Raw genomic sequence first — 20040 nt, forward strand, 5'->3', positions numbered from 1 at the left:
GGGGCGAGCCTCATTCCGTGCGCAGGCCGGCCTGCTTCATCAGCGGCAGCACGCGTTCGCAGAAGAAAGGCAGCTCGTCGGCATAGTTGACGAAGGTGAGCGCAGCACCGGCATAGCCCTCCTGCGAGATGCGCACGAGGTCGTCGACGATCTTCTCCGGCGTGCCGACCAGCGGATAGGTGCCGGCGCCGCCCGCGAAGCGCTTGCGGTAGAGGTCGAAGGCGTTCTTGTCGTGGGAGTTGGCGAACTCCTTCTTCTGCGCCATGTGGTTGTCGACCGCGGCATGGTCGGCCTCGGTCACCGCGTAGCGCTCGTAATAGTCCTCGGCCTCGCGCTGGGTCTCGCGCGCCACCACGTGGCAGACCGTGTAGATGCCGACGTCGCGGCCCTGCAGCGCGGCGCGCTCGCGGATGTCGGCGACGTGCTTGCGGCCGTCCTCGATGTTGGAGAAGGGCGAGAACAGGAAGTCGCATTTCCTGGCTGCGAAGTCGCGTCCCGGCGAACCGAAGGCGGCGTTCATCGTCACTGGGCGTGGCAGTTGCAGGCTGGCCGGCCGGCTCACGACGCCCTTCAGCGCGTAGTGCTTGCCTTCGAAGTCGAAAGGCTGGTCGTCGCCGTAGCAGCGCTCGATGATCTCCATCCATTCGGCCGCCTGGCCGTAGGCATCGTCATTGAGCCTGGCGCCGAACATCGCGAACTCCTGCGGGTTCCAGCCGCAGACCACGTTGAGCCCGGCACGGCCGCCGCTGATGTGGTCGACGGTCGCGAGCGCCTTGGCCGCGTACACCGGATGCACCAGCGGCACGTGCACCGTCATGAAGAGGCCGATGCGCTGCGTGACCGCGGCCAGGCCGGCGGCCCAGGTGAAGGTCTCGAAGGACCATTCGCGCACGTGGTTCTTGCCCCCGAAGCCACGCCAGCGCGCGATCGGCAGGAAGAACTCGAGCCTGGCCTGGTCGGCGATCTTCACGGCCGCCAGGTTGTCGGCCCAGCTGGCACGCCAGCGCTCGGGCACGTCGGTGATGGCCAGGCCGCCGTCGGCATTGGCGGAGAAGACGCCGAGCTTGAAACGGTTCGGGCCGTGGAGCGGATGGACGATGGTCATTCAATGCACCTTTCTGGTGGCGCGGCGGGCGGTTGTGACGGCTGTGGCGGGTGTGGCGGCGACCGCGGTCGTTGCACCGGTCGCGACAGGCTCAGGCACCGGCGGTGCGGCCGCGGCCGATGCACCGGCTTCGCGCCCGAAGAAGAACGCGTGCTCCGCCGCGTCCATGAAGTCCTTCATTTCCTCGCGCACCCGCACGTCGTCGCGCGCGCTGAGCGCGGCATGCAGGCCCTCGAGGCCGTCGAGCACGATCTGCCGGGTCTGCGCGTCGCTCAGCGTGTTGAGGCGCACGGTCTGCACGTGGTCGACGAAGCGCGCGATGGTGGCGGCCAGCCGCTTGTTGGCGACGCGGCTGAGCCATGCATGCCGGAAGGCCATGTTGGCCAGCATCATCTCCTCGCCGTCCTTGGCCTTGGCGGCACGGCGCGCCTGCTGCAGCGCCTTGGTCAGCGCCTTCAGCCCGGCCGCATCGATGGCGCGGGCCACGCTGGCGATGGCGTCGGGCTCGAGCATGCGGCGCACGTCGAAGATCTCGTGCATGTCTTCCTCGCTGAGCACGGGGGCCACGAAGCCGCGCGTGGTGCCGACCAGGTAGCCCTCGTTCACGAGACGCAGCAACGCGTCGCGTGCCGGCATGCGCGAAGTGCCATAGGCCGAGGCGACGTCGAGGTCGAGCAGCCGCTCGTCCGGCTTCAGCGGCAACTGCTGCAGACGCAGCCGCAGCTCGGCGTAGATGCGCTCGCTCAGGTTGCCCTCGCGGGACAGCGGCGTGGACAGGGACGTCTTGCGGGAAGTGGTCATGGACTGCGAATCAGCTTGCACGAACAAAAGAATACTGTATATAGTTTGCACGAGTTTGGACAGAAGAAGAACGGGTTTGGGGCACCCGACACGTCGAACCCGCAGCCGAAGGCGGCACGGGGGTTGCTATCAGGGCCTGTTGCCGGGCTTTTCCTGCACGCGCCTTCACCAGAGAGATCCACATGAACGAGCCACGCCGCATCGCCATTCAGGACACGCCAGCCGACCTGTCTCTTTCGTCCTCCTCGCCATCCGTGGCCGCATACGACGCGCGACGCCGCGGCCTGCTGCTCGGCGCGGTATCGGCCGGCCTCGGCGGACTCCTGCCGTGGGAGATGGCCGCCGCACAGGGCGTCGACAAGAACACGCTGTCGATCGCCTACCCGGTCGACATCCCGACCTGGGACCCGGGCGCGAACTCGATCCCGACGATCCAGGGCATCTACCAGACGGTGTTCGACTCGCTGCTGCGCTACTCGCCCGACCTCACGCTGAAGCCACGCCAGCTCAAGGAGTGGAAGTGGCTCGACGACAAGGCGACGCGCCTGGAGATCACGCTGCGCGACGACATCCTGTTCCACGACGGCACCAAGATGACGATGGAGGACGTGCGCTACAGCCTGTCCGAGCGCGCCAAGGCCGACAAGAAGCTGCTGGTCGGCGGCATGCTCAACACGCTGGCGGACGTCGAGATCCAGTCGCCCACCAAGGGCGTGATGGTCTACAGCCGACCGACCCCGGCCGCGCCGATCTACTTCGGCTTCCTGGCCACCTACATCGTGCCCAAGGCCTACATGACGCAGGTCGGGCCCGAGGGCTTCAACGCCAAGCCGATCGGCGCCGGCCCCTACCGCATGGTCGAGCACCAGCGCGGTTCGCGCATCGTGCTGGAGGCTTTCGACAAGTACTGGGGCGGCAAGCCCGCGATCAAGCAGGTGATCTTCCAGATCGTGCCGGAGCCCTCGGCGCGCGTCGCGCTGGTCGAGTCGGGCCGCGCCGGCCTGGGCGTGCAGCTGCCGGTGCGCGAGGTGCAGCGGCTCGCGTCCAAGCCCGGGCTGACGACCAAGATCTATCCGTATTCGGAGGTCTACATGCTGCGCATCCCCAGCTATGTGAAGCCCTTCGACGACGACCGCGTGCGCGCGGCGATGCACCTGTCGGTCGACAAGGCCGCGCTGTCCAAGGCCTTCTATGGCGGCATGGCGAAGCCGCTGTCGGTGATGACGCCGGAAGGCACACCGTCGTACGTGCCCGACTTCAAGTACCCGTTCGACAAGACCAAGGCGATCGCGGAACTCAAGGAAGCCGGCTACAGCACCACCAACCCGGTCAACATCACGCTGCTGTCGACCAACGGCACCTTCCCCAACGACTACGACATGGCGCGCGCCATCGCGCAGATGTGGAAGGCGGTGGGCATCAACGCCACCATCGAGGAAACCACGCCGGCCAAGCTGGTCGAGGCCGCGCAGAACGGCAAGCTCACCGGCGTGCTGCTCTACAGCTGGGCCAACAGCACCGGCGACCCGGAGAACTACGCCGGCCGCATCTTCGACCCGCGCCTGCGCTTCGCGACCTGGAAGGACATGTCGCTCGCGCCGCGCATCGACGGCCTGATGACCGAGGTGGAAGAACGCAAGCGCATGGCCGGCTACAAGGCGCTCAACGTCGAGTCGTCGGAGAAGTCCTGGGCCATTCCGCTGCTGCAGGCGGTGACCACCGTGGCCTATTCGTCGGCGCTGCAGCCCACGCTGTTCGACAACGGCTACGTGCTGCCGGTCGAATACAAGTACAAGTGACGAGGCCCGCGGCAACCCGATGCTTCAGTTGACCCTGGGAATCGCGCTGCGGCGCCTGGCCGTCGCGATTCCCACCCTGATCCTTCTCTCGCTGGTGGTGTTCGTGGTGCTGCGGCTGCTGCCGGTCGACCCGCTGTCGATGATGCTGCCGCCCTCCGCCACCGCGGCGGACTCCGCGGCGCTGCGCCAGCAGATGGGCTTCGACAAGCCCATCCCGGTGCAGTTCGCCATCTGGCTCTGGGAAGCCGCGCGCGGCAACCTCGGCCTGTCGATCAACTTCCGCCAGCCGGTCACGACGCTGATGGCGGCGGCCATTCCGGCCACCATCGAACTCGCACTGGCCGGCCTGTTCATCTCGCTCGTGATCAGCATTCCGGGCGGGGTGATCGCCTATGTGCTGTACCGCCGCAAGCGCGAGGCCGCGGCCGACCTGGTCGTCACGCTGCTGCAGTCGATGCCGTCCTTCCTGTGGGCCTTGCTGCTGATCGTCGTGTTCGGCGTGCTGTGGCCGGTGCTGCCCTTCAGCGGCCGGGTCGGGCAGGACGTCACGCTGCCCGGCATCACCGGCCTGGCGCTGGTCGACCTGCTGGTCACCGGCCAGTTCGACGCCTGGCTCAGCGCGCTGTCGCACCTGCTGCTGCCCGCACTGGCGCTCGCACTGAGCTTCGCGCCGCTGGTCATCCGCGTGCTGCGCTCCGGGCTGATCGACGCGGCGAACGAACCCTACGTCGAAGTCGCGCGGCTGCGCGGCCTGTCGGAGACCCGCATCCTCTGGCGCCACATGCTGAAGAACGCCGCGCTGCCGACCATCACGATGATCGGCGTGCAGTTCGGCTTCCTGTTCGGCGGTGCGCTGCTGGTCGAGATGATCTTCGGCTTCCCCGGCGTCGGCAACCTGATGGTGCAGGCGGTGAAGGGCAACGACCTGCCGCTGATCCAGGGCATCGCGCTGCTGTTCTGCGTGCTGATGCTGGGCATCAACGCGATCGTCGACGTTCTCTATGCGGTGCTGAATCCGCGACTGCGAAACCCATGACACGCGCCACCCTTCCCGTCGCGGCTGCGCAGCCGTCGCCGCTGGCCACGGCACTGCGCCAGCTGGCCCGCCAGCCGCGCGTGCTGATCGGCGGCGGCATCCTGCTGGTCGTGCTGCTGGCCGCGCTGTTCGCGCCCTGGATCGCGCCGCACGACCCGCTGGAGCAGGACCTGCTCAACATGCTGGCGCCGCCGATGTGGGCGCACGACGGCACGTCCGCCTTTCCGCTGGGCACCGACAGCCTGGGCCGCTGCGTGCTGTCGCGCGTGATCTACGGCGCCCGTGTCGCGCTGCTGGTGGCCATCGTCTCGGCGCTCGGCGCCATGCTGGTCGGCAGCGCGCTCGCCCTGGCCGGCGGCTACTTCGGTGGCCGCGTCGATCGCACCATCAGCTACGTCGTCGACCTCTGGATGTCGTTCCCGCCGGTCGTGCTGTCGCTGATCCTGCTGGTCGGCCTGGGCACCGGCGTCGACAAGGTGATCCTCGCGGTCGTGCTGGTCGACTGGACGCGCTTCTGCCGCGTGGTGCGCGCCGACGTGCTGGTCACGCGGCGCCGCGAATACGTGCTGGCCGCGCAGCTCATCGGCTTCTCGCACCTGCGCACGGTGTTGCGCGAAGTGCTGCCGGCGGTGGTGCCGCTGATGATCACGCTGTTCTCGATCGAGATGGGCATCGCGATCATCGTGGAGGCGACGCTGTCCTTCATCGGCCTGTCGGTGCCGCCGGACGTGACGACCTGGGGCCAGATGCTGGCCGATGCGCGCAGCGACATGCACAGCGCGCTGTGGGTGCTGCTGGTGCCGGTGGCCGCCATCGTCGTCACCGTGCTCGGCTGCAACCTGCTCGGCGACGGCCTGCGCGTGGCGCTCGACCCGCGGCTCAAGAAGCGTGGCGAATGAGGAAGGTCGACCCATGAGCATCCTGTCCCTCATCAACCTGGACCTGAGCGCGCGCGTCGGCGGCAAGCAGGTGGAGCTGCTGCGCGACGTGTCCTTCTCGGTCGAACGCGGCAAGGTGCTCGGCCTGGTCGGCGAATCGGGCGCGGGCAAAAGCATGATCGGCCGGCTCATCGCGGGCCACACGCCGCCGGGCTTCGAGGTGACGCGTGGCCGCGTGCTGTTCGACGGCATCGAGTTGCTGGCGCAGAAGCCCGACGCCTGGCGCGCGCTGCTGGGCCGCCGCATCGCCTTCGTTCCACAGGAGCCGCTGACCGCGCTGAACCCGGTGCTGACGATCGGCCAGACCTTCGACGAGCACCTGATGCTGCTGGGCGTGCCCGCGGCGCAGCGGGCCGAGGCCATCCGCGCGCAGCTTGCGTCGGTGCACCTGCCGAAGCCCGAGGAGATGGCGCGCCGCTATCCGCACGAGCTGTCGGGCGGCCAGTGCCAGCGCGTGCTGATCGCGATGGCCTTTGCGGCCGAGCCGGCGCTGATCATCGCGGACGAGCCGACCACCGCGCTCGACGTGGTGAGCCAGGCGCACGTGCTGTCGCTGGTCGCGCAACTGCAGCGCAAGCACCAGACCGCCGTGCTGCTGATCACGCACGACCTGCGGCTGGCGGCGCATGTCTGCGACGACATCGCCGTGCTCTACGCGGGCGAGCAGGTCGAGTACGGACCGGCCAAGGACGTGCTGCGCCAGCCGCGCCATCCGTACACCCGCGCGCTGCAGGCCGCCACGCCCGACGTGCACGGCGCACGCCGCGAGCTGCCGGCGCTCGAAGGCCAGATGCCCGGCGTGTCGACGCTCGCCAACATCGCAGGCTGCCGCTTCGCCTCGCGTTGCCCTACGCGCAACGCCGCCTGCGCGTCGAGCCCGCCCGCCTTGCACGAGAGCGCGCCCGGACATTGGGTGCGTTGCGCCACCACCTGCGAGGTGCCCGCGATCGCATCGGATGCGGCGTCGGACGCCACCACCGCTGACTGGCGCGCCCCCACCGGCGACCCGCAGGCCGCGCCGCTGGTCGACCTGCAGGACGTGACGCTGCGCTATACCGCGCGGCGCGGCCTGTGGGGCCAGCGCAAGGTGCACAACACGGCAGTCGATGCGTTGACGCTGTCGGTGCGGCCGGGCGAGTTCGTCGGCATCGTGGGCGAAAGCGGCAGCGGCAAGAGCTCGGTCGCACGGCTGATCGTCGGCGCCGAACGCGCCACCAGCGGGCGCATCGCGATCGAGGGCCAGCCGCTCGGCGACGCGAGCCCGGCGCTGCTGCGGCTCACGCGCGAGCATGTGCAGATGATCTTCCAGGACCCGCACTCGGCGCTGAATCCGCGCCGCTCGGTCTATCGGCTGCTGACGCAGGCCTACGAGGTCGACCGCACCGAGGCGAGCGCCATCGGCCGCGTGCCGCGCGCCGACCGCGCAGCCGAACTGCTGCGCGACGTCGGCCTGCCGGCGGACAGCCTCGAGCGCTTTCCGACGCAGCTGTCGGGCGGCCAGAAGCAGCGCGTCAACATCGGACGTGCGCTGTGCGTGATGCCGCGGCTGCTGGTCGCGGACGAGATCGTCTCGGGCCTCGACGTGTCGGTGCAGGCGCAGATCCTGAACCTGCTGCTCGACCTGGGCCGGCGCCACGGCGTGGCGCTGTTGCTGATCTCGCACGACCTGTCGGTGGTGCGCTACCTGTGCTCGCGCGTGATCGTGATGCAGGCCGGCCGCATCGTCGAACAGGGGCCGACCGACGCGGTCTTCGCCGACCCGCAGCATGCGTACACCCGCCTGCTGCTCGGCGCAGTGCCGCCGGCCGACGCCAACATGCCCTGGCCGCCGGTGCCGGCGGATGCGGCGGCGGCAATCGCCTGAGCAGGTGCCCGACCAAGGACCCACGATGCACGACAACCTGGAACAGGCCTTCGCCGCCGCCCTGCCCGAAGGCACCGTGGTCGGCCGCGAGGCGATCGACGCGAAGCACTGGCACGACTGGTCCGGCCTGCCGCCGGTGCAGCCTGCGCTGCTGCTGCGCCCGCGCAGCACGCAGGACGTGAGCATCGCGCTGCGGCTGTGCACGCAACTGCGCGTACCGCTGGTGCCGCAGGGCGGGCTGACCGGCCTGGCCGGCGGCGCGCAGCCGGTTGCGGACGGCGTGGTGATGTCCTTCGAGCGCATGAGCGGCATCGAGGAGATCGACACCGTGATGGGCACGATGACCGTGCTGGCCGGCACGCCGCTCGGCGAGATCCAGGCGCAGGCCGAGGCGGCGGGCATGCACTTCCCGCTCGACCTGGGCGCGCGCGGCTCCTGCACCATCGGCGGCAACCTGTCGACCAACGCCGGCGGCAACCGCGTGATCCGCTACGGCATGGCGCGCGAGCACGTGCTCGGGCTCGAGTACGTGCTGGCCGACGGCACGATCGTCAGCTCGCTCAACAAGATGATCAAGAACAACGCGGGCTACGACCTGAAGCAGATGCTGATCGGCGCCGAAGGCACGCTCGGCGTCATCACGCGCGTGGTGCTGCGGCTGCAGGCCAAGCCGCTGTCGGTCGCGACCGCGCTGTGCGGCTGCCCGGACTACGCCGCAGTGCTCACGCTGCTGCAGACCGCGCGTGCGCAACTCGGCCCCGCGCTGTCGGCCTTCGAAGTGATGTGGCCCAGCTTCGTCGACTGCATGACACAGGGCCTGCCGCAGTTGCGCCGGCCCTTCGACGCGCCGCAGGGCGTGTACGTGCTGATCGAGTCGAGCGGCTTCCACGCCGACGGTGAGACCGCGCAGCTCGAAGCCTGCCTGGGCGGCCTGCTGGAGCGCGACGTGCTGAGCGACGTGATCGTGGCCGCGTCGGAGCGCGACACGCAGGACCTCTGGGCGCTGCGCGACAGCCCGTCGGAGTACTCGCGCGTGCTCGGCCCGATCATCGGCTTCGACATCGGTCTGCCGACGGCCACGATGGCCGAGGCCGTGGCGTGGCTGGACCGCGACGTCAAGGCGCAATGGCCCGACGCGCGCGTGCTGTGCTACGGCCACATCGGCGACAGCAACCTGCACGTGGTGATCAACGTGCCGTCGGCCGGCGCCGTGCAGCCGAGCCACGCGGTCGACCAGGTGGTCTACGGCATCGTGCGCAGCCTGGGCGGCACGATCTCGGCGGAGCACGGCATCGGGCTGGTCAAGAAGCCCTTCCTGTCGTTCACGCGCTCGCCGGAAGAGATCGCGCTGATGCGCCGGCTGAAGGCCGCGATGGACCCGCTCAACCTGCTGAACCCCGGCAAGGTGTTCTGAAGAGCGGGCCCGTCCGGGTTCGCGCTCAGAACTCGTAGGTCGCCGACACCCAGAGCCTGCGGCCGTCGTAGTTGTTGGCGTACGAACTGCCGTAGGTCGGTGTGGCCGTGCCCGGCACGCTGTACGCGGTGTAGTCGATGAAGTCCTTGTCCAGCAGGTTGTAGACGGCGGCGCTGATCGTCCATTGCCTGTTCACCTGGTAGGCGCCGCCGATGTGCAGTTGGCCGTAGCCGCGGTAGTCGCCGAGCGCCTCCTTGGCCGCGATGGTCGATGCGCTGGTGCCCGGATCGCGGAAGCGGTCGCTGCGCAGTTCGGCGCGCAGCCAGCCGCTCCATTGCGCGTTCGCCTGCCAGTGCAGGCTGGCGTTCAGCGAGTGCTCTGGCGTGTCGGTCAGCGGCTTGCCGATGTTCGGTCCGCTCTTCTGCTCGCTGCGCGTGTAGGTGTAGTTGGCGCGGGCCGACAGCGTCGGGCTCAACGGCACGCGCGTCGCCAGCTCGATGCCCTGCGTGACCGCCTCGTCGACGTTGATGCTCTGGCCGAAGGTGTCGACCGCCGGCCAGTTGCCGAAGCTCACGCAGCCCGGGCGGTTCGGCGACACGCGGTAGCTGCAGTTGACCAGGCCCGGCCCACTGGTGATCTTGTCCTTGAACTGGTTGTGGAACAGCGACGCGCTCGCGGTGAAGCCGGCCAGGTTGTCGTAGTACGTGCCGATCTCGGCCGTGGTGCTGGTCTCGGGCTTCAGGTCCGGACTGCCGACCAGCGGTGTGCGGCCCTGGTTGCCGAAGCCGTTGATGCCGGGCGCGAGCTGCTCGACGCGCGGCGTCTTGTAGCCGTTGCTCACGCCGCCCTTGAAGGTCCATTGCGGTGTCGCGTTCCACACGCCATACACGCGCGGGCTGAGCTTGCCGCCGAACAGGTCGTGGTGGTCGTAGCGCGCGCCGAAGGTCAGGCCGAAGTCGTCGACGATGCGCCATTCGTCTTCCAGGAACAGCGCCTTCTGCGTGAAGCTGAACAGCTGCGGCGCGACGCCGTCCTTCATCTCGGCCTCCCACCACTGGCCGCCGACCGTGACCAGGTGGTTGCCCAGCCCGGTCACCAGCTTGCTGTCGAGCACGCGGCTCTCGACTTCGAGCGTGCGCGGCGATCCGGCCACGGCGCCGGGCGTGCCCGGCGGGATGGTGCGGCCCATGGTCTCGGTGCGGTTCACCATGTAGCTGGTGTCCCAGCGGCCGAAGCCGTAGCGGCCGGTGTGGGCCAGCGTGTACTGGTCGCGGTCGTAGCGCTGCTCGGGGCCGTAGCCGCCGGTGCCCAGCGTGCCGAGCTGGCCACGGCTGTTGTCGTAGGTCTGGCGCCCGATGTCGACGTCGAGGCTCAGGTCGTGGTCGCGGTTGGGCGTGAGCGTTGCGCGGAAGCCGAAGTTGTCGACGTCCGACCTGACGGGGTTGGCGCCCATCACCGGCGCGATCTCGGCGCCACTTTGGTCGAGGTAGCTGATGCGCGAGGCGTCGCGCCGGAACAGGCTGCCGCGCACCGCCAGGCCGAGCAGGTCCTGCTTCACCGGACCGCTCAGATAGAACTTGCCGGAACGCGTGTCGCCGAAGTCCGAATGCTCCTGCAGCGTGTAGTCGGCCGTGAACGAGCCGGCCCATTCCTTGCCGACCTTGCGCGTGATGATGTTGATCACGCCGCCCATCGCGTCCGAGCCGTACAGCGTCGACATCGGCCCGCGGATGACCTCGATGCGTTCGATCGCCGACACCGGCGGCATGAAGCTGGTCTGTGTCTCGGTGAAGCCGTTGGGCGTCACGTTGCCCGCGGCGTTCTGCCGGCGGCCGTCGATCAGCACCAGCGTGTATTCGCTCGGCATGCCGCGGATGCTGATGTTGAGCCCGCCGGTCTTGCCGGCCGCCGCGCCGACGTCGACGCCCTCCACGTCCTGCAGCGCGTCGGCCAGGCTGGAGAAGCGCTTCTGCTGCAGCTCCGCACGCGGGATCACGGTGATGGACGCGGGCGCGTCCTTGATGTCCTGCTCGGAACCGGAGGCGGTGACCACCACCTCCCTGAGCGGGGTGCCGTCCTGCGCGGACGCCGTGGTGGCCGTGGTGGTGGCGAGAAGGCCGGCGACGGCCAGCGAAAGAACGGACAGGCGCGGCTGCGCGCCGCGGGGTGCGTGATGCATCCAGGGAACTCCAGAGTGAAGAAGGAACGACGGGAAAAACCGGGAACGTCGCTCTGGAGTTTTTTGTTGCGCGCTGTCCGAAGGATGTCCGAATGTAAATGCGAACAGCTTGCATTTGCCGAAAAACCGCCGTGCCCGGCCGGGAATAGGCCGGTGCTACCCTCGCCGGATGTTCAATCCGTCCCAAGAAGAGGTCCGCCGTTTTTTCTGCGGCGCCTATGCCAAGAACCGCCAGGGGCTTCCGATGGAAGCGCTCGAAACCATCGCGGCCGGCTGGATCGACCAGCACCCCGAATACCACGCCGATCTCGCCGATGCCGACGCGGCCGTCACCCGCGTCTATGACGGCCAGGACGGGCGCGAGAACCCGTTCCTCCATCTGTCGATGCACCTGTCGATCAGCGAGCAGAGTTCGATCGACCAGCCGCGCGGCATCCGCCAGGCCGTCGAACTGCTGGCAGCGCGCCGCGGCTCGCTGCTCGAAGCGCACCATGAGGCCATGGAATGCATGGGCCGGATGATGTGGGAGGCCCAGCGCGCAGGCCGGCCGCCGGATGGCGATGCGTATGTCGAATGCGTGCAGCGTCGCGCGACGCGATAAAGCGTCCTCCCGGCGTCAGCGACGGACTGGCTTGGTTGCGGCGCCTTCGCGCAGCAGCCCGATGAGCGCCTGACGCGCGGCGGAAGGCTCGGCGTCGCTGCGCACCAGCAGGCCGACCGGCTCCTGCGTGCCACCGGTGTCGACGTCGAGCCGCACGAGCTGGCCCGACGCCAGGTCGTCGCGTGCCGCGCCCAGCGGCGTGAACCAGATCGAATCGGATCGCGCGAGCATCGCGCGGGCCAGCGCCAGGTCGAGCGTCTGCGTGGCCGCTGCAGGCAACGTCAGACCCAGGCCCGACAGGAAGCTCTCGGTGTGATGGCGCGGGATCGTGCCCTCGCTGTAGACGATCAACGGAAAACCCAGCACGCCCTGCAGCGACGGCGTCACCGCGCGGGCCAACGGATGGCCAGGCCGCGCGACCAGCGCCAGCGGCTCGGTGTAGAGCAGCTCGAAGGTCAGGCCGGCCATCAGTTGCGGATCGCTCATGCGGCCGGCGACCAGGTCGAGGTCACCGGCCCGCAACGCGTCGAGCAGGCCGGCGTTGGTGCCCGTATGCACCTGCAGTTGCAGCGCGGGCATTCGATCGCGCAGCGCGACCAGCGCATCGGGCAGCAGCGAAGGCGCCACGCTGGGCAACGCACCGATGCGCAAGCGCTCGACGCGTCCGCCGCCTCCGGGCATCACGGCCTGCGCGCTGGCATCGATCGCTTCGAGCACCCGAAGCGCCTGCGCCAGCAGCAATTGACCCGCGGCCGTGAAACCCTGGATGCCGCGCCGGCCCGCCGTGCCACGTTCCACCAGCCGTGTACCGGCCAGCGCCTCCAGTTCGGCAAGGGTCTTCGACATCGCCGGCTGGCTCAGTGCGAGCCGCTCCGCCGCGCGTGCCAGATGGCGCTCCTGCGCCACCGTGACCAGGCAGCGCAGATGCCGCAGTTGCACGCCGCGGACGAACAGCTCGGGGCTCGCGCTCATTGAATTACCCGTGGTTATGAAAAATCGATAAAAGATCAATTTACATCAACACCACGCATGAATACATTCATGCCATCCCTCACGATCCAGGAGACATCATGTCCTTGCCCTCCGACGGCGGCGCCCTGCCCGTCCTCTCGCCCCGCGACTGGCCCAGCCATCCCTCGTACCTCTACCCCGGCTACAAGTCGACCGCCAAGCGCGGCCCGACGCAGCCGCTGATCCCGCTCAAGGCCTCGCTCGGCGAACTGCGCCAGCCGGTCTACGGCCACAGCAGCATCGGCGAGTTCGACAACGACCTCACGCGCAACGCACGCCGCAACGGCGAGCCGCTCGGCGAACGCATGATCCTGACCGGCCAGGTGCTCGACGAACGCCGCCGCCCGGTGCGCAACACGCTGGTCGAGATCTGGCAGGCCAACGCCGCCGGCCGCTACGTGCACAAGGTCGACCAGCACGACGCGCCGCTCGATCCCAACTTCCTCGGCGCCGGCCGCTGCCTGACCGACGACGAGGGCCGCTACCGCTTCCTCACCATCAAGCCCGGCGCCTACCCATGGGGCAACCACCCCAACGCCTGGCGGCCGCAGCACATCCACGTGTCGCTGTTCGGCGAGCACTTCGGCAGCCGCCTCGTGACGCAGATGTACTTCCCGGGCGACCCGCTGCTGCAGTACGACCCGATGGTCCTGGGCACGCCCGAGAAGACCCGCAACCGCCTGATCGCCGACTTCAGCCTCGACGTCACCGAAGACGGCTACGCGCTCGGCTACCAGTTCGACATGGTGCTGCGCGGCGCCGATGAAACGCCTTTCGAGACCCGCTGAGGAGACCCGAGCCATGATGAGTTCGCTTGAAACCAACTTCGGACAGACGCCTTCCCAGACCGTCGGCCCCTATTTCGCCTACGGCCTGACCGCCACCCAGTACGGCTACGACTTCGACCAGCCCTTCGACGCCGTGGTGGCGCTCGACGGCGCGAGCGGCGAGCGCATCCGCCTAGAAGGCCGCGTGATCGACGGCGACGGCAAGCCGGTGAACGACGCGCTGGTCGAAATCAGCCACGTCGACGGCGAGGGCCGCTACCCGGCATCGGTCGAGAACGCCGCCGCCATCGGCTTCCGCGGCTTCGGTCGCGTGGGCACCGGCACCGATGCACAGAACCGCTACGTGTTCCAGACCGTCAAGCCGGCCGCCGAGGCGCCTGGCGAGGCACCGCACATCAACGTGATCGTGCTGATGCGCGGCCTGCTGCTGCACACCTTCACCCGCGTGTATTTCAGCGATGAAGCCGCCGCCAACGCCGAGGACGCGGTGATGCAGAGCGTGCCCGAAGCACGTCGCCAGACGCTGGTTGCCGAGCGCATCGAAGTCGGTGGCGCAGTGACCTACCGCTTCGACATCCACATGCAGGGCGCGCAGGAGACGGTGTTCTTCGACGTCTGAACGGCCCGCGGTCCAACGGACCGCGTGGACAAGAAAAAGGCCCGCGATGCGGGCCTTTTTCATTGGTTGCGCCTGGGCGCGCGGCGCTCAGTTGCCCGCGTGATGGAAGCGCGACTCGGGCACCGTCTTGACCTCGCCCGGCAGCGAGCCGATGTAGCCGGCGAGCTCCTTGAGTTCGGCCGTCGTGTACTTCTTGGCGATGCCGCCCATCACACCGTTGGAACGTCCGACCTGCGCATGGTTCTCGGCCTTGTAGGCCTTGAGTGCGACGAAGAGGTAGTCCGGATGCTGGCCCGCGAGCTTGGCGACCGTGCCGTCGTTCGGGGTGTTGAAGTTGACGCCATGGCACTTGGTGCAGGCATTGGCAGCGTCGCGCGCGATGAGCGCCTGCACACGCTCGCTGGGCGCCTTGGCGGTCGCGGGCACGGGCTCGCCGTCCTTCAGGCCAAGCTGGCTGTAATAGGCGCCGAGGTCGGCGATGTCCTGGTCGGTGAGCGAATCGGCGATGGCACGCATGGTCGGATGCTTGCGGTCGCCGGCCTTGTAAGCACCAAGCGCCGCCACGATGTAGCTGGCGCTCTGGCCTGCGATCTTGGGGACCTTGTGGATCTCGGGGAAGCTGGCCTGGTAGCCGATGATGCCGTGGCAGCCTACGCACATGGCGGTTTTCTTGGCACCGTTTTCAACGCTGCCGGTGATCTGCTGAGCCCCCGCGGCGAGGGTCACGCAAGCGACAGAAAGGCCAAACATCGTGGTCAACAACTTGTTCATTTTGCGCGCACAATCTCGTGGAGGAACAGTTTCAGATCAGCGTTTGATTATATGGGGCGCTCTTTTGAAAGAGCCATCCGCAGGCCCCCTCGAAAGCCCGCACAAGCCCGCAGAACCCACCGCATCAAACGCACCGACCCACCCATTTTCCTGCCGACGCCATCCATGAAATTCAAGGGTTCAGACAACTACGTTGCCACTCAGGATCTGATGCTCGCGGTCAACGCGGCCATCACGCTCAAGCGCCCGCTGCTCGTCAAGGGCGAGCCCGGCACCGGCAAGACGATGCTTGCGGAAGAGGTCGCGCAAGCCCTCGACCTGCCGCTGCTCCAATGGCACATCAAGTCCACCACCAAGGCCCAGCAGGGCCTGTACGAGTACGACGCGGTGAGTCGCCTGCGTGACTCGCAACTGTCCGATGTGGACGGCGGCGAGCGCGTCAAGGACATCCAGAACTACATCGTGAAGGGCGTGCTGTGGCAGGCCTTCACGGCCGACCGTCCGGTCGCACTGCTGATCGACGAGATCGACAAGGCCGACATCGAATTCCCGAACGACCTGCTGCGCGAAATCGACCGCATGGAGTTCTACTGCTACGAGACGCGCGAGCTGATCCGCGCCAAGCACCGGCCGGTGGTCTTCATCACCTCCAACAACGAGAAGGAACTGCCCGACGCCTTCCTGCGTCGCTGCTTCTTCCACTACATCAAGTTCCCCGACGCGACCACGATGAAGAGCATCGTCGACGTGCACTTCCCCGGCCTCAAGCAGGAACTGCTCACCGCCGCGATGAAGACCTTCTACGACGTGCGCAACCTGCCCGGCCTGAAGAAGAAGCCGTCGACCTCCGAGCTGCTCGACTGGCTCAAGCTGCTGGTCGCCGAAGACATTCCGCTTGAGGCGTTGCAGAGCAAGGACGAGAAGGTCGCGGTGCCGCCGCTGGTCGGAGCGCTGCTCAAGAACGAACAGGACGTGACGCTGTTCGAGAAGCTCGTGTTCATGCAGCGCAACAACCGCTGAGCGGCAGGCACGAGGCACGCATGAGCGAAGGACCGCATCCGCCGCGGCAGCTTCTGCAGCTCGGCGTCGCGCAGGCGCTGCTGTTCGTGCTGGGCGCCCTGCTCGGCCGCGGGCTCGGACTGCTGTTCGGTCTCGACGCGCTGAGCAACACGGGCTACGGCAACCGCGAGATCGCGGGCATCCTGCTGATCGGCCTGGGCGGCGGCGCGGGCGCGCAGCTCGGACGGCGCTGGTACGTCCGCAAATACGGCAACCCCAGATCCTGAGATCCCGACTCCATGGCATTCGTCGAACCCGTCACGCTCAAGCTGCGCGGCATCGCACTCGTTCCCCTTGCCCTTGCGCATGAAGACGGCCTGCGCGCCGCGGCCGCGGACGGCGAACTCTGGAAGCTGCGCATCACCTCCGTGCCCGAACCCGAGGGCACGCGCGGCTATATCGAGACCGCGCTGAAGATGCGCGAAGACGGCAACCGCTTCGCCTTCGCGGTGACCGACGAGGCCAGCGGCACGGTGCTCGGCAGCACGAGCTTCCACGACATCGTGCCGGCGATCAGGCGCGCGGAGATCGGCTACACCTGGTACGCCAAACGCTGCCAGCGCACGCACGTCAACACCACCTGCAAGCTGCTGATGCTCACGCATGCCTTCGAGGTGCTCGGCTGCAACGTGGTGGGCTGGCGCACCGACAACTTCAACTTCGCGTCGCAACGCGCGATCGAACGGCTGGGCGCCAAGAAGGATGGCGTGATCCGCGGTCATGCCATCCGCCGCGACGGCACGATCCGCGACACCGTGATGTACAGCGTGGCCGCGGGCGAATGGCCCGAAGTGAAGGCGCAACTGCTGTACCTGCTCGACAAGCCTCGCCAACCATGACCTGAACGGGGAGTTCCGCCATGCTGATCGACTTCTTCTACACGCTGCGCTCGGCCAAACTGCCGGTGTCGGTCAAGGAATACCTCACGCTGCTCGAGGCGCTGAAGTCCGACGTGGTGGGCCCGAACTCCGACGGCAACTACGGCATCGACGACTTCTACTACCTCAGCCGCACCGCGCTGGTGAAGGACGAAAAGCACTTCGACAAGTTCGATCGTGCCTTTGCCGGCTACTTCAAGGGCGTCGAGATGCTCACGGACTTCACCAAGGAAGTCCCGCTCGACTGGCTGCGCAAGACGCTGGAGCGCGAGTTCACGGCCGAGGAAAAAGCCAAGATCGAGAAGATGGGCTGGGACGAGCTCATGGAGACGCTCAAGAAGCGCTTCGAGGAACAGAAGGAACGCCACGAAGGCGGCAGCAAATGGATCGGTACGGGCGGCACGTCGCCCTTCGGCCATGGCGGCTACAACCCGCAAGGCGTGCGCATCGGCGGCGCGGGCAAGAACAAGAGCGCGGTCAAGGTGTGGGACCAGCGCGCGTACAAGGACTACGACGACACGCAGGAACTCGGCACGCGCAACATCAAGGTCGCGCTGCGCCGGCTGCGCAAGTTCGCACGCGAAGGCAACGTCGAGGAACTGGATCTCGACGAAACCATCGCGAAGACCGCCGCCAACGCCGGCTACCTCGACATCAAGATGCGGCCGGAGCGCCACAACAACGTCAAGGTGCTGCTGCTGATGGACGTGGGCGGCACGATGGACGAGCACATCCAGCGCGTCGAGGAACTGTTCTCGGCCGTGAAGACCGAGTTCAAGCACCTGGAGTTCTATTACTTCCACAACTGCGTCTACGACTTCATGTGGAAGAACAACAAGCGCCGCTTCTCCGAGAAGTTCGCGACCTGGGACATCCTGCGCAAGTACAACAAGGACTACAAGCTCATCTTCGTCGGCGACGCGACCATGAGCCCCTACGAGATCCTGCAGCCCGGCGGCAGCGTCGAATACAACAACGAGGAAGCCGGCGCCGACTGGTTGCAGCGCCTCACGCACACCTTCCCGAAGTTCGCCTGGATCAACCCCGAGCCGCAGGGCGTCTGGCAGTACCGCCAGAGCATCTCGGTGGTGCAGCAGCTGATGTCGCAACGCATGTACCCGCTGACCCTCAAGGGGCTCGAGGACGCGATGCGCATGCTGTCCAAGTAGGGCGCAAGTAGGACGGCTTCCCGACTTTTCCCCACGCATCCGTGGGGCTCCGCTGACGGCGCATGCCTTGCTGTCAGAATGCCCCGATGCTCAGGGTGGCTCCCATTTTTTCGCCGGCTTGGAAGCCGGCGTTGTTTTTTGCATGCGTCCTTCTGTTGCAGGGATGCAGCCTGCTGCCGCATCGCAATGCCGAAGACGACAGCGCCGGCGCGCATCCGGTGGCCGGCGCCACGACGTCGTCGACCAACGACACGGCGGACGGCAAGAAGCGCGACGCCTTCACGATCGAGGTCCATGGCCCCGACAGCGTGCGCGAGTACCTGACGCTGCACCTCGAACTCCAGCGCTACCGGCAGATTCCCGACCTGGGTGCGACCGAGCTCTCGCGGTTGATGGTCGCGGCCGAGACGAATGCGCGCGAGCTCATGGGCACGCTCGGCTATTTCACACCGACGCTCACGCTCGACCTCAAGGAAACGCCCGACAGCGACAAGGCGCCGCGCGAGATCATCGTCACGGTCGTGCCCGGCGAACTCACGCGGGTGGCGAAGGCCGAGATCAACTTCAGCGGACCGATCGAGAACGAGCCGGCCGCGAACTCACGGCGCGACGCCGTGCGCAACGCCTGGTCGCTGCAACCCGGCCAGCCCTTCACGCAGAACGCGTGGGACAACGCCAAGGCGGTCGGCCTGCGCAACCTGACGTCGCAGCGCTTCGCGACCGCCAGCATCGTGACCAGCCGGGCGGAAGTCGATGCCGACAGGAACACCGCGCAGCTCAGCATCAGCTACCAGTCCGGACCGGCCTACCGCTTCGGCGCGCTCAAGGTCAACGGCAGCCAGCGCTACGACCCCGACGCCGCGCGCCGCATCGCACGCGTGCCGACCGGCGAAGACTACGACCAGCAGAAGCTGCTCGATGCCCAGGCACGGCTGGCGAGCAGCGGCTACTACGACTCGGTCTTCCTCACGCTCGACACCGCGGCCGACGAGCCGCAGGCCGCCCCCGTGATCGCGCAGGTGCGCGAAGCGCCGCTGCAGAAAGTGGTACTGGGCGTCGGCTTCACGACCGACAGCGGGCCGCGGCTGTCGGTCGACCACATCCACAACCAGATACCGCTGCTCGGCTGGCGCGCCGTGTCGAAACTGTCGGTCGACCGAGAGACGCAATCGCTCGGCACCGAGTGGAATTCGGTGCCCGACGACAACAGCTGGCGCTGGGTCAGCTCCGGCCTGGTGAAGCGCGAGACCGCAGGCAGCTACGACGTCGACAGCGGCCGGCTGCGGACCGGCCGCAGCAAGGCCGACGACCACATCGACCGCGGCTATTACCTCCAGTACGACTACGCGAAGAACGTCGGCGACGGCGCGCCGCCGTCGGCCGCCGCGTTGAGCATCAACTGGGGCTGGACCGCGCGCTACTTCGACGATGCAGCCGCGCCGACGCGCGGCTACGGCCTGGCGGTCGAGCTCGGCACCGGCTACACGCTGATCGGCGAGCGGCTGCCCTTCACGCGCACCTACGCGCGCTGGCTCGGCATCGTGCCGCTGTGGACCGTCGAGACCACCGACGGCAGCCAGGCCCGCCGCAGCAGGCTGCAATTGCGTGCCGAAGGCGGCGCCGTGACGGCCAAGGACGCCGCGCAGATCCCGTCGACGCTGATGTTCCTAACCGGCGGCGACACCACCGTGCGCGGCTACAGCTATCGCCAGATCGGCACCGAACGCACGGACGGCTCGATCGTGGCCGGCCGCTACCTCGGTGTCGCGAGCGCCGAATGGCAGCGCCCCTTCGTCTGGAACGGCAAGCTCACCGAATGGGAGAGCGCGGTGTTCGTCGATGCCGGCGCAGTGGCCGACAACCCGAACGAGTTCAAGACCAAGGTCGGTGTCGGCGTGGGCGCGCGCTGGCGCAGCCCGGTCGGGCCGGTGCAGGCCGACCTGGCCTATGGCGTCGCCACCAAGAAAGTCCGGCTGCATCTGCGCCTGGGCTTCACCTTCTGACCGCG

General features: G+C 67.8%; 18 protein-coding genes. 13 read left to right on the top strand and 5 right to left on the bottom strand.

All coding sequences use genetic code 11. The annotated features are described in order from the left end of the window. Positions 1 to 10: 10 nt before the first annotated feature. Both AC07PZ_RS18535 and AC07PZ_RS18540 read right to left on the bottom strand, forming a co-directional pair. Entirely contained in the window at positions 11 to 1105 is a 1095-nt protein-coding gene (locus AC07PZ_RS18535) for an LLM class flavin-dependent oxidoreductase (RefSeq protein WP_495296598.1), read from the bottom strand. After that, entirely contained in the window at positions 1106 to 1906 is an 801-nt protein-coding gene (locus AC07PZ_RS18540) for a GntR family transcriptional regulator (protein ID WP_495296599.1), read from the bottom strand. Between the two features lie 182 nt (positions 1907 to 2088). Here AC07PZ_RS18540 and AC07PZ_RS18545 point away from each other — a divergent pair, with 182 nt between their 5' ends. The 5 genes from AC07PZ_RS18545 to AC07PZ_RS18565 are packed head-to-tail and all read left to right on the top strand — an operon-like array spanning position 2089 to position 8957. Then, positions 2089 to 3705 carry an ABC transporter substrate-binding protein gene (locus AC07PZ_RS18545; RefSeq protein WP_495296600.1) on the top strand — a complete coding sequence of 539 codons (1617 nt, stop codon included), beginning with the start codon at positions 2089 to 2091 and terminating at the stop codon, positions 3703 to 3705. 19 nt (positions 3706 to 3724) lie between these two features. Further along, a complete protein-coding gene (locus tag AC07PZ_RS18550) occupies positions 3725 to 4741 on the top strand; it encodes an ABC transporter permease (protein ID WP_495296601.1) in 1017 nt (338 codons plus the stop codon). After that, on the top strand, positions 4738 to 5640 hold the full coding sequence (locus tag AC07PZ_RS18555; protein WP_495296602.1) for an ABC transporter permease: 903 nt from the start codon (positions 4738 to 4740) through the stop codon (positions 5638 to 5640). The genes AC07PZ_RS18550 and AC07PZ_RS18555 overlap by 4 nt, the downstream gene beginning before the upstream one ends. A 13-nt stretch (positions 5641 to 5653) precedes the next feature. Then, positions 5654 to 7543 carry a dipeptide ABC transporter ATP-binding protein gene (locus AC07PZ_RS18560; RefSeq protein ID WP_495296603.1) on the top strand — a complete coding sequence of 630 codons (1890 nt, stop codon included), beginning with the start codon at positions 5654 to 5656 and terminating at the stop codon, positions 7541 to 7543. A 25-nt stretch (positions 7544 to 7568) separates the two neighbouring features. Continuing rightward, positions 7569 to 8957, top strand: a complete 1389-nt coding sequence (locus tag AC07PZ_RS18565) for an FAD-binding oxidoreductase (protein WP_495296604.1) — start codon at positions 7569 to 7571, stop codon at positions 8955 to 8957. 25 nt (positions 8958 to 8982) lie between these two features. Here AC07PZ_RS18565 and AC07PZ_RS18570 read toward each other — a convergent pair whose 3' ends face one another. Continuing rightward, complete coding sequence (locus tag AC07PZ_RS18570; protein ID WP_495296605.1) at positions 8983 to 11136, bottom strand: TonB-dependent receptor domain-containing protein; 2154 nt, start codon at positions 11134 to 11136, stop codon at positions 8983 to 8985. A gap of 169 nt (positions 11137 to 11305) precedes the next feature. On the opposite strand from AC07PZ_RS18570, the gene AC07PZ_RS18575 reads away from it, so the two are divergent. Then, positions 11306 to 11737: a DUF1841 family protein gene (locus AC07PZ_RS18575; RefSeq protein ID WP_495296606.1), complete on the top strand. Its 432-nt coding sequence runs from the start codon at positions 11306 to 11308 to the stop codon at positions 11735 to 11737. A gap of 15 nt (positions 11738 to 11752) precedes the next feature. On the opposite strand, the gene AC07PZ_RS18580 is transcribed toward AC07PZ_RS18575, so the two are convergent. Further along, complete coding sequence (locus tag AC07PZ_RS18580; RefSeq protein WP_495296607.1) at positions 11753 to 12709, bottom strand: LysR substrate-binding domain-containing protein; 957 nt, start codon at positions 12707 to 12709, stop codon at positions 11753 to 11755. 98 nt (positions 12710 to 12807) lie between these two features. Here AC07PZ_RS18580 and pcaH point away from each other — a divergent pair, with 98 nt between their 5' ends. Further along, positions 12808 to 13536: a protocatechuate 3,4-dioxygenase subunit beta gene (pcaH, locus tag AC07PZ_RS18585; RefSeq protein ID WP_495296608.1), complete on the top strand. Its 729-nt coding sequence runs from the start codon at positions 12808 to 12810 to the stop codon at positions 13534 to 13536. Positions 13537 to 13549: 13 nt separating this feature from the next. Beyond that, positions 13550 to 14155, top strand: a complete 606-nt coding sequence (pcaG, locus tag AC07PZ_RS18590; protein WP_495296609.1) for a protocatechuate 3,4-dioxygenase subunit alpha — start codon at positions 13550 to 13552, stop codon at positions 14153 to 14155. An 87-nt stretch (positions 14156 to 14242) separates the two neighbouring features. On the opposite strand, the gene AC07PZ_RS18595 is transcribed toward pcaG, so the two are convergent. Next, positions 14243 to 14926, bottom strand: coding sequence for a c-type cytochrome (locus AC07PZ_RS18595; RefSeq protein ID WP_495296610.1), 684 nt, complete (start codon positions 14924 to 14926; stop codon positions 14243 to 14245). 165 nt (positions 14927 to 15091) lie between these two features. Between AC07PZ_RS18595 and AC07PZ_RS18600 the strand changes: the two genes are divergently transcribed. The 5 genes from AC07PZ_RS18600 to AC07PZ_RS18620 all read left to right on the top strand — a co-directional run bounded on the left by AC07PZ_RS18600 (position 15092) and on the right by AC07PZ_RS18620 (position 20035). Further along, positions 15092 to 15946 carry an AAA family ATPase gene (locus tag AC07PZ_RS18600; RefSeq protein WP_495296611.1) on the top strand — a complete coding sequence of 285 codons (855 nt, stop codon included), beginning with the start codon at positions 15092 to 15094 and terminating at the stop codon, positions 15944 to 15946. Between the two features lie 20 nt (positions 15947 to 15966). Then, positions 15967 to 16212: a hypothetical protein gene (locus AC07PZ_RS18605; RefSeq protein ID WP_495296612.1), complete on the top strand. Its 246-nt coding sequence runs from the start codon at positions 15967 to 15969 to the stop codon at positions 16210 to 16212. 12 nt (positions 16213 to 16224) lie between these two features. After that, complete coding sequence (locus AC07PZ_RS18610) at positions 16225 to 16824, top strand: GNAT family N-acetyltransferase (protein ID WP_495296613.1); 600 nt, start codon at positions 16225 to 16227, stop codon at positions 16822 to 16824. 20 nt (positions 16825 to 16844) lie between these two features. Beyond that, a complete protein-coding gene (locus AC07PZ_RS18615) occupies positions 16845 to 18032 on the top strand; it encodes a vWA domain-containing protein (protein WP_495296614.1) in 1188 nt (395 codons plus the stop codon). An 86-nt stretch (positions 18033 to 18118) separates the two neighbouring features. Continuing rightward, positions 18119 to 20035, top strand: a complete 1917-nt coding sequence (locus AC07PZ_RS18620) for an autotransporter assembly complex protein TamA (RefSeq protein ID WP_495296615.1) — start codon at positions 18119 to 18121, stop codon at positions 20033 to 20035. Positions 20036 to 20040 lie beyond the last annotated feature (5 nt).

Source organism: Variovorax sp. GW821-FHT10B04, from assembly GCF_059415645.1.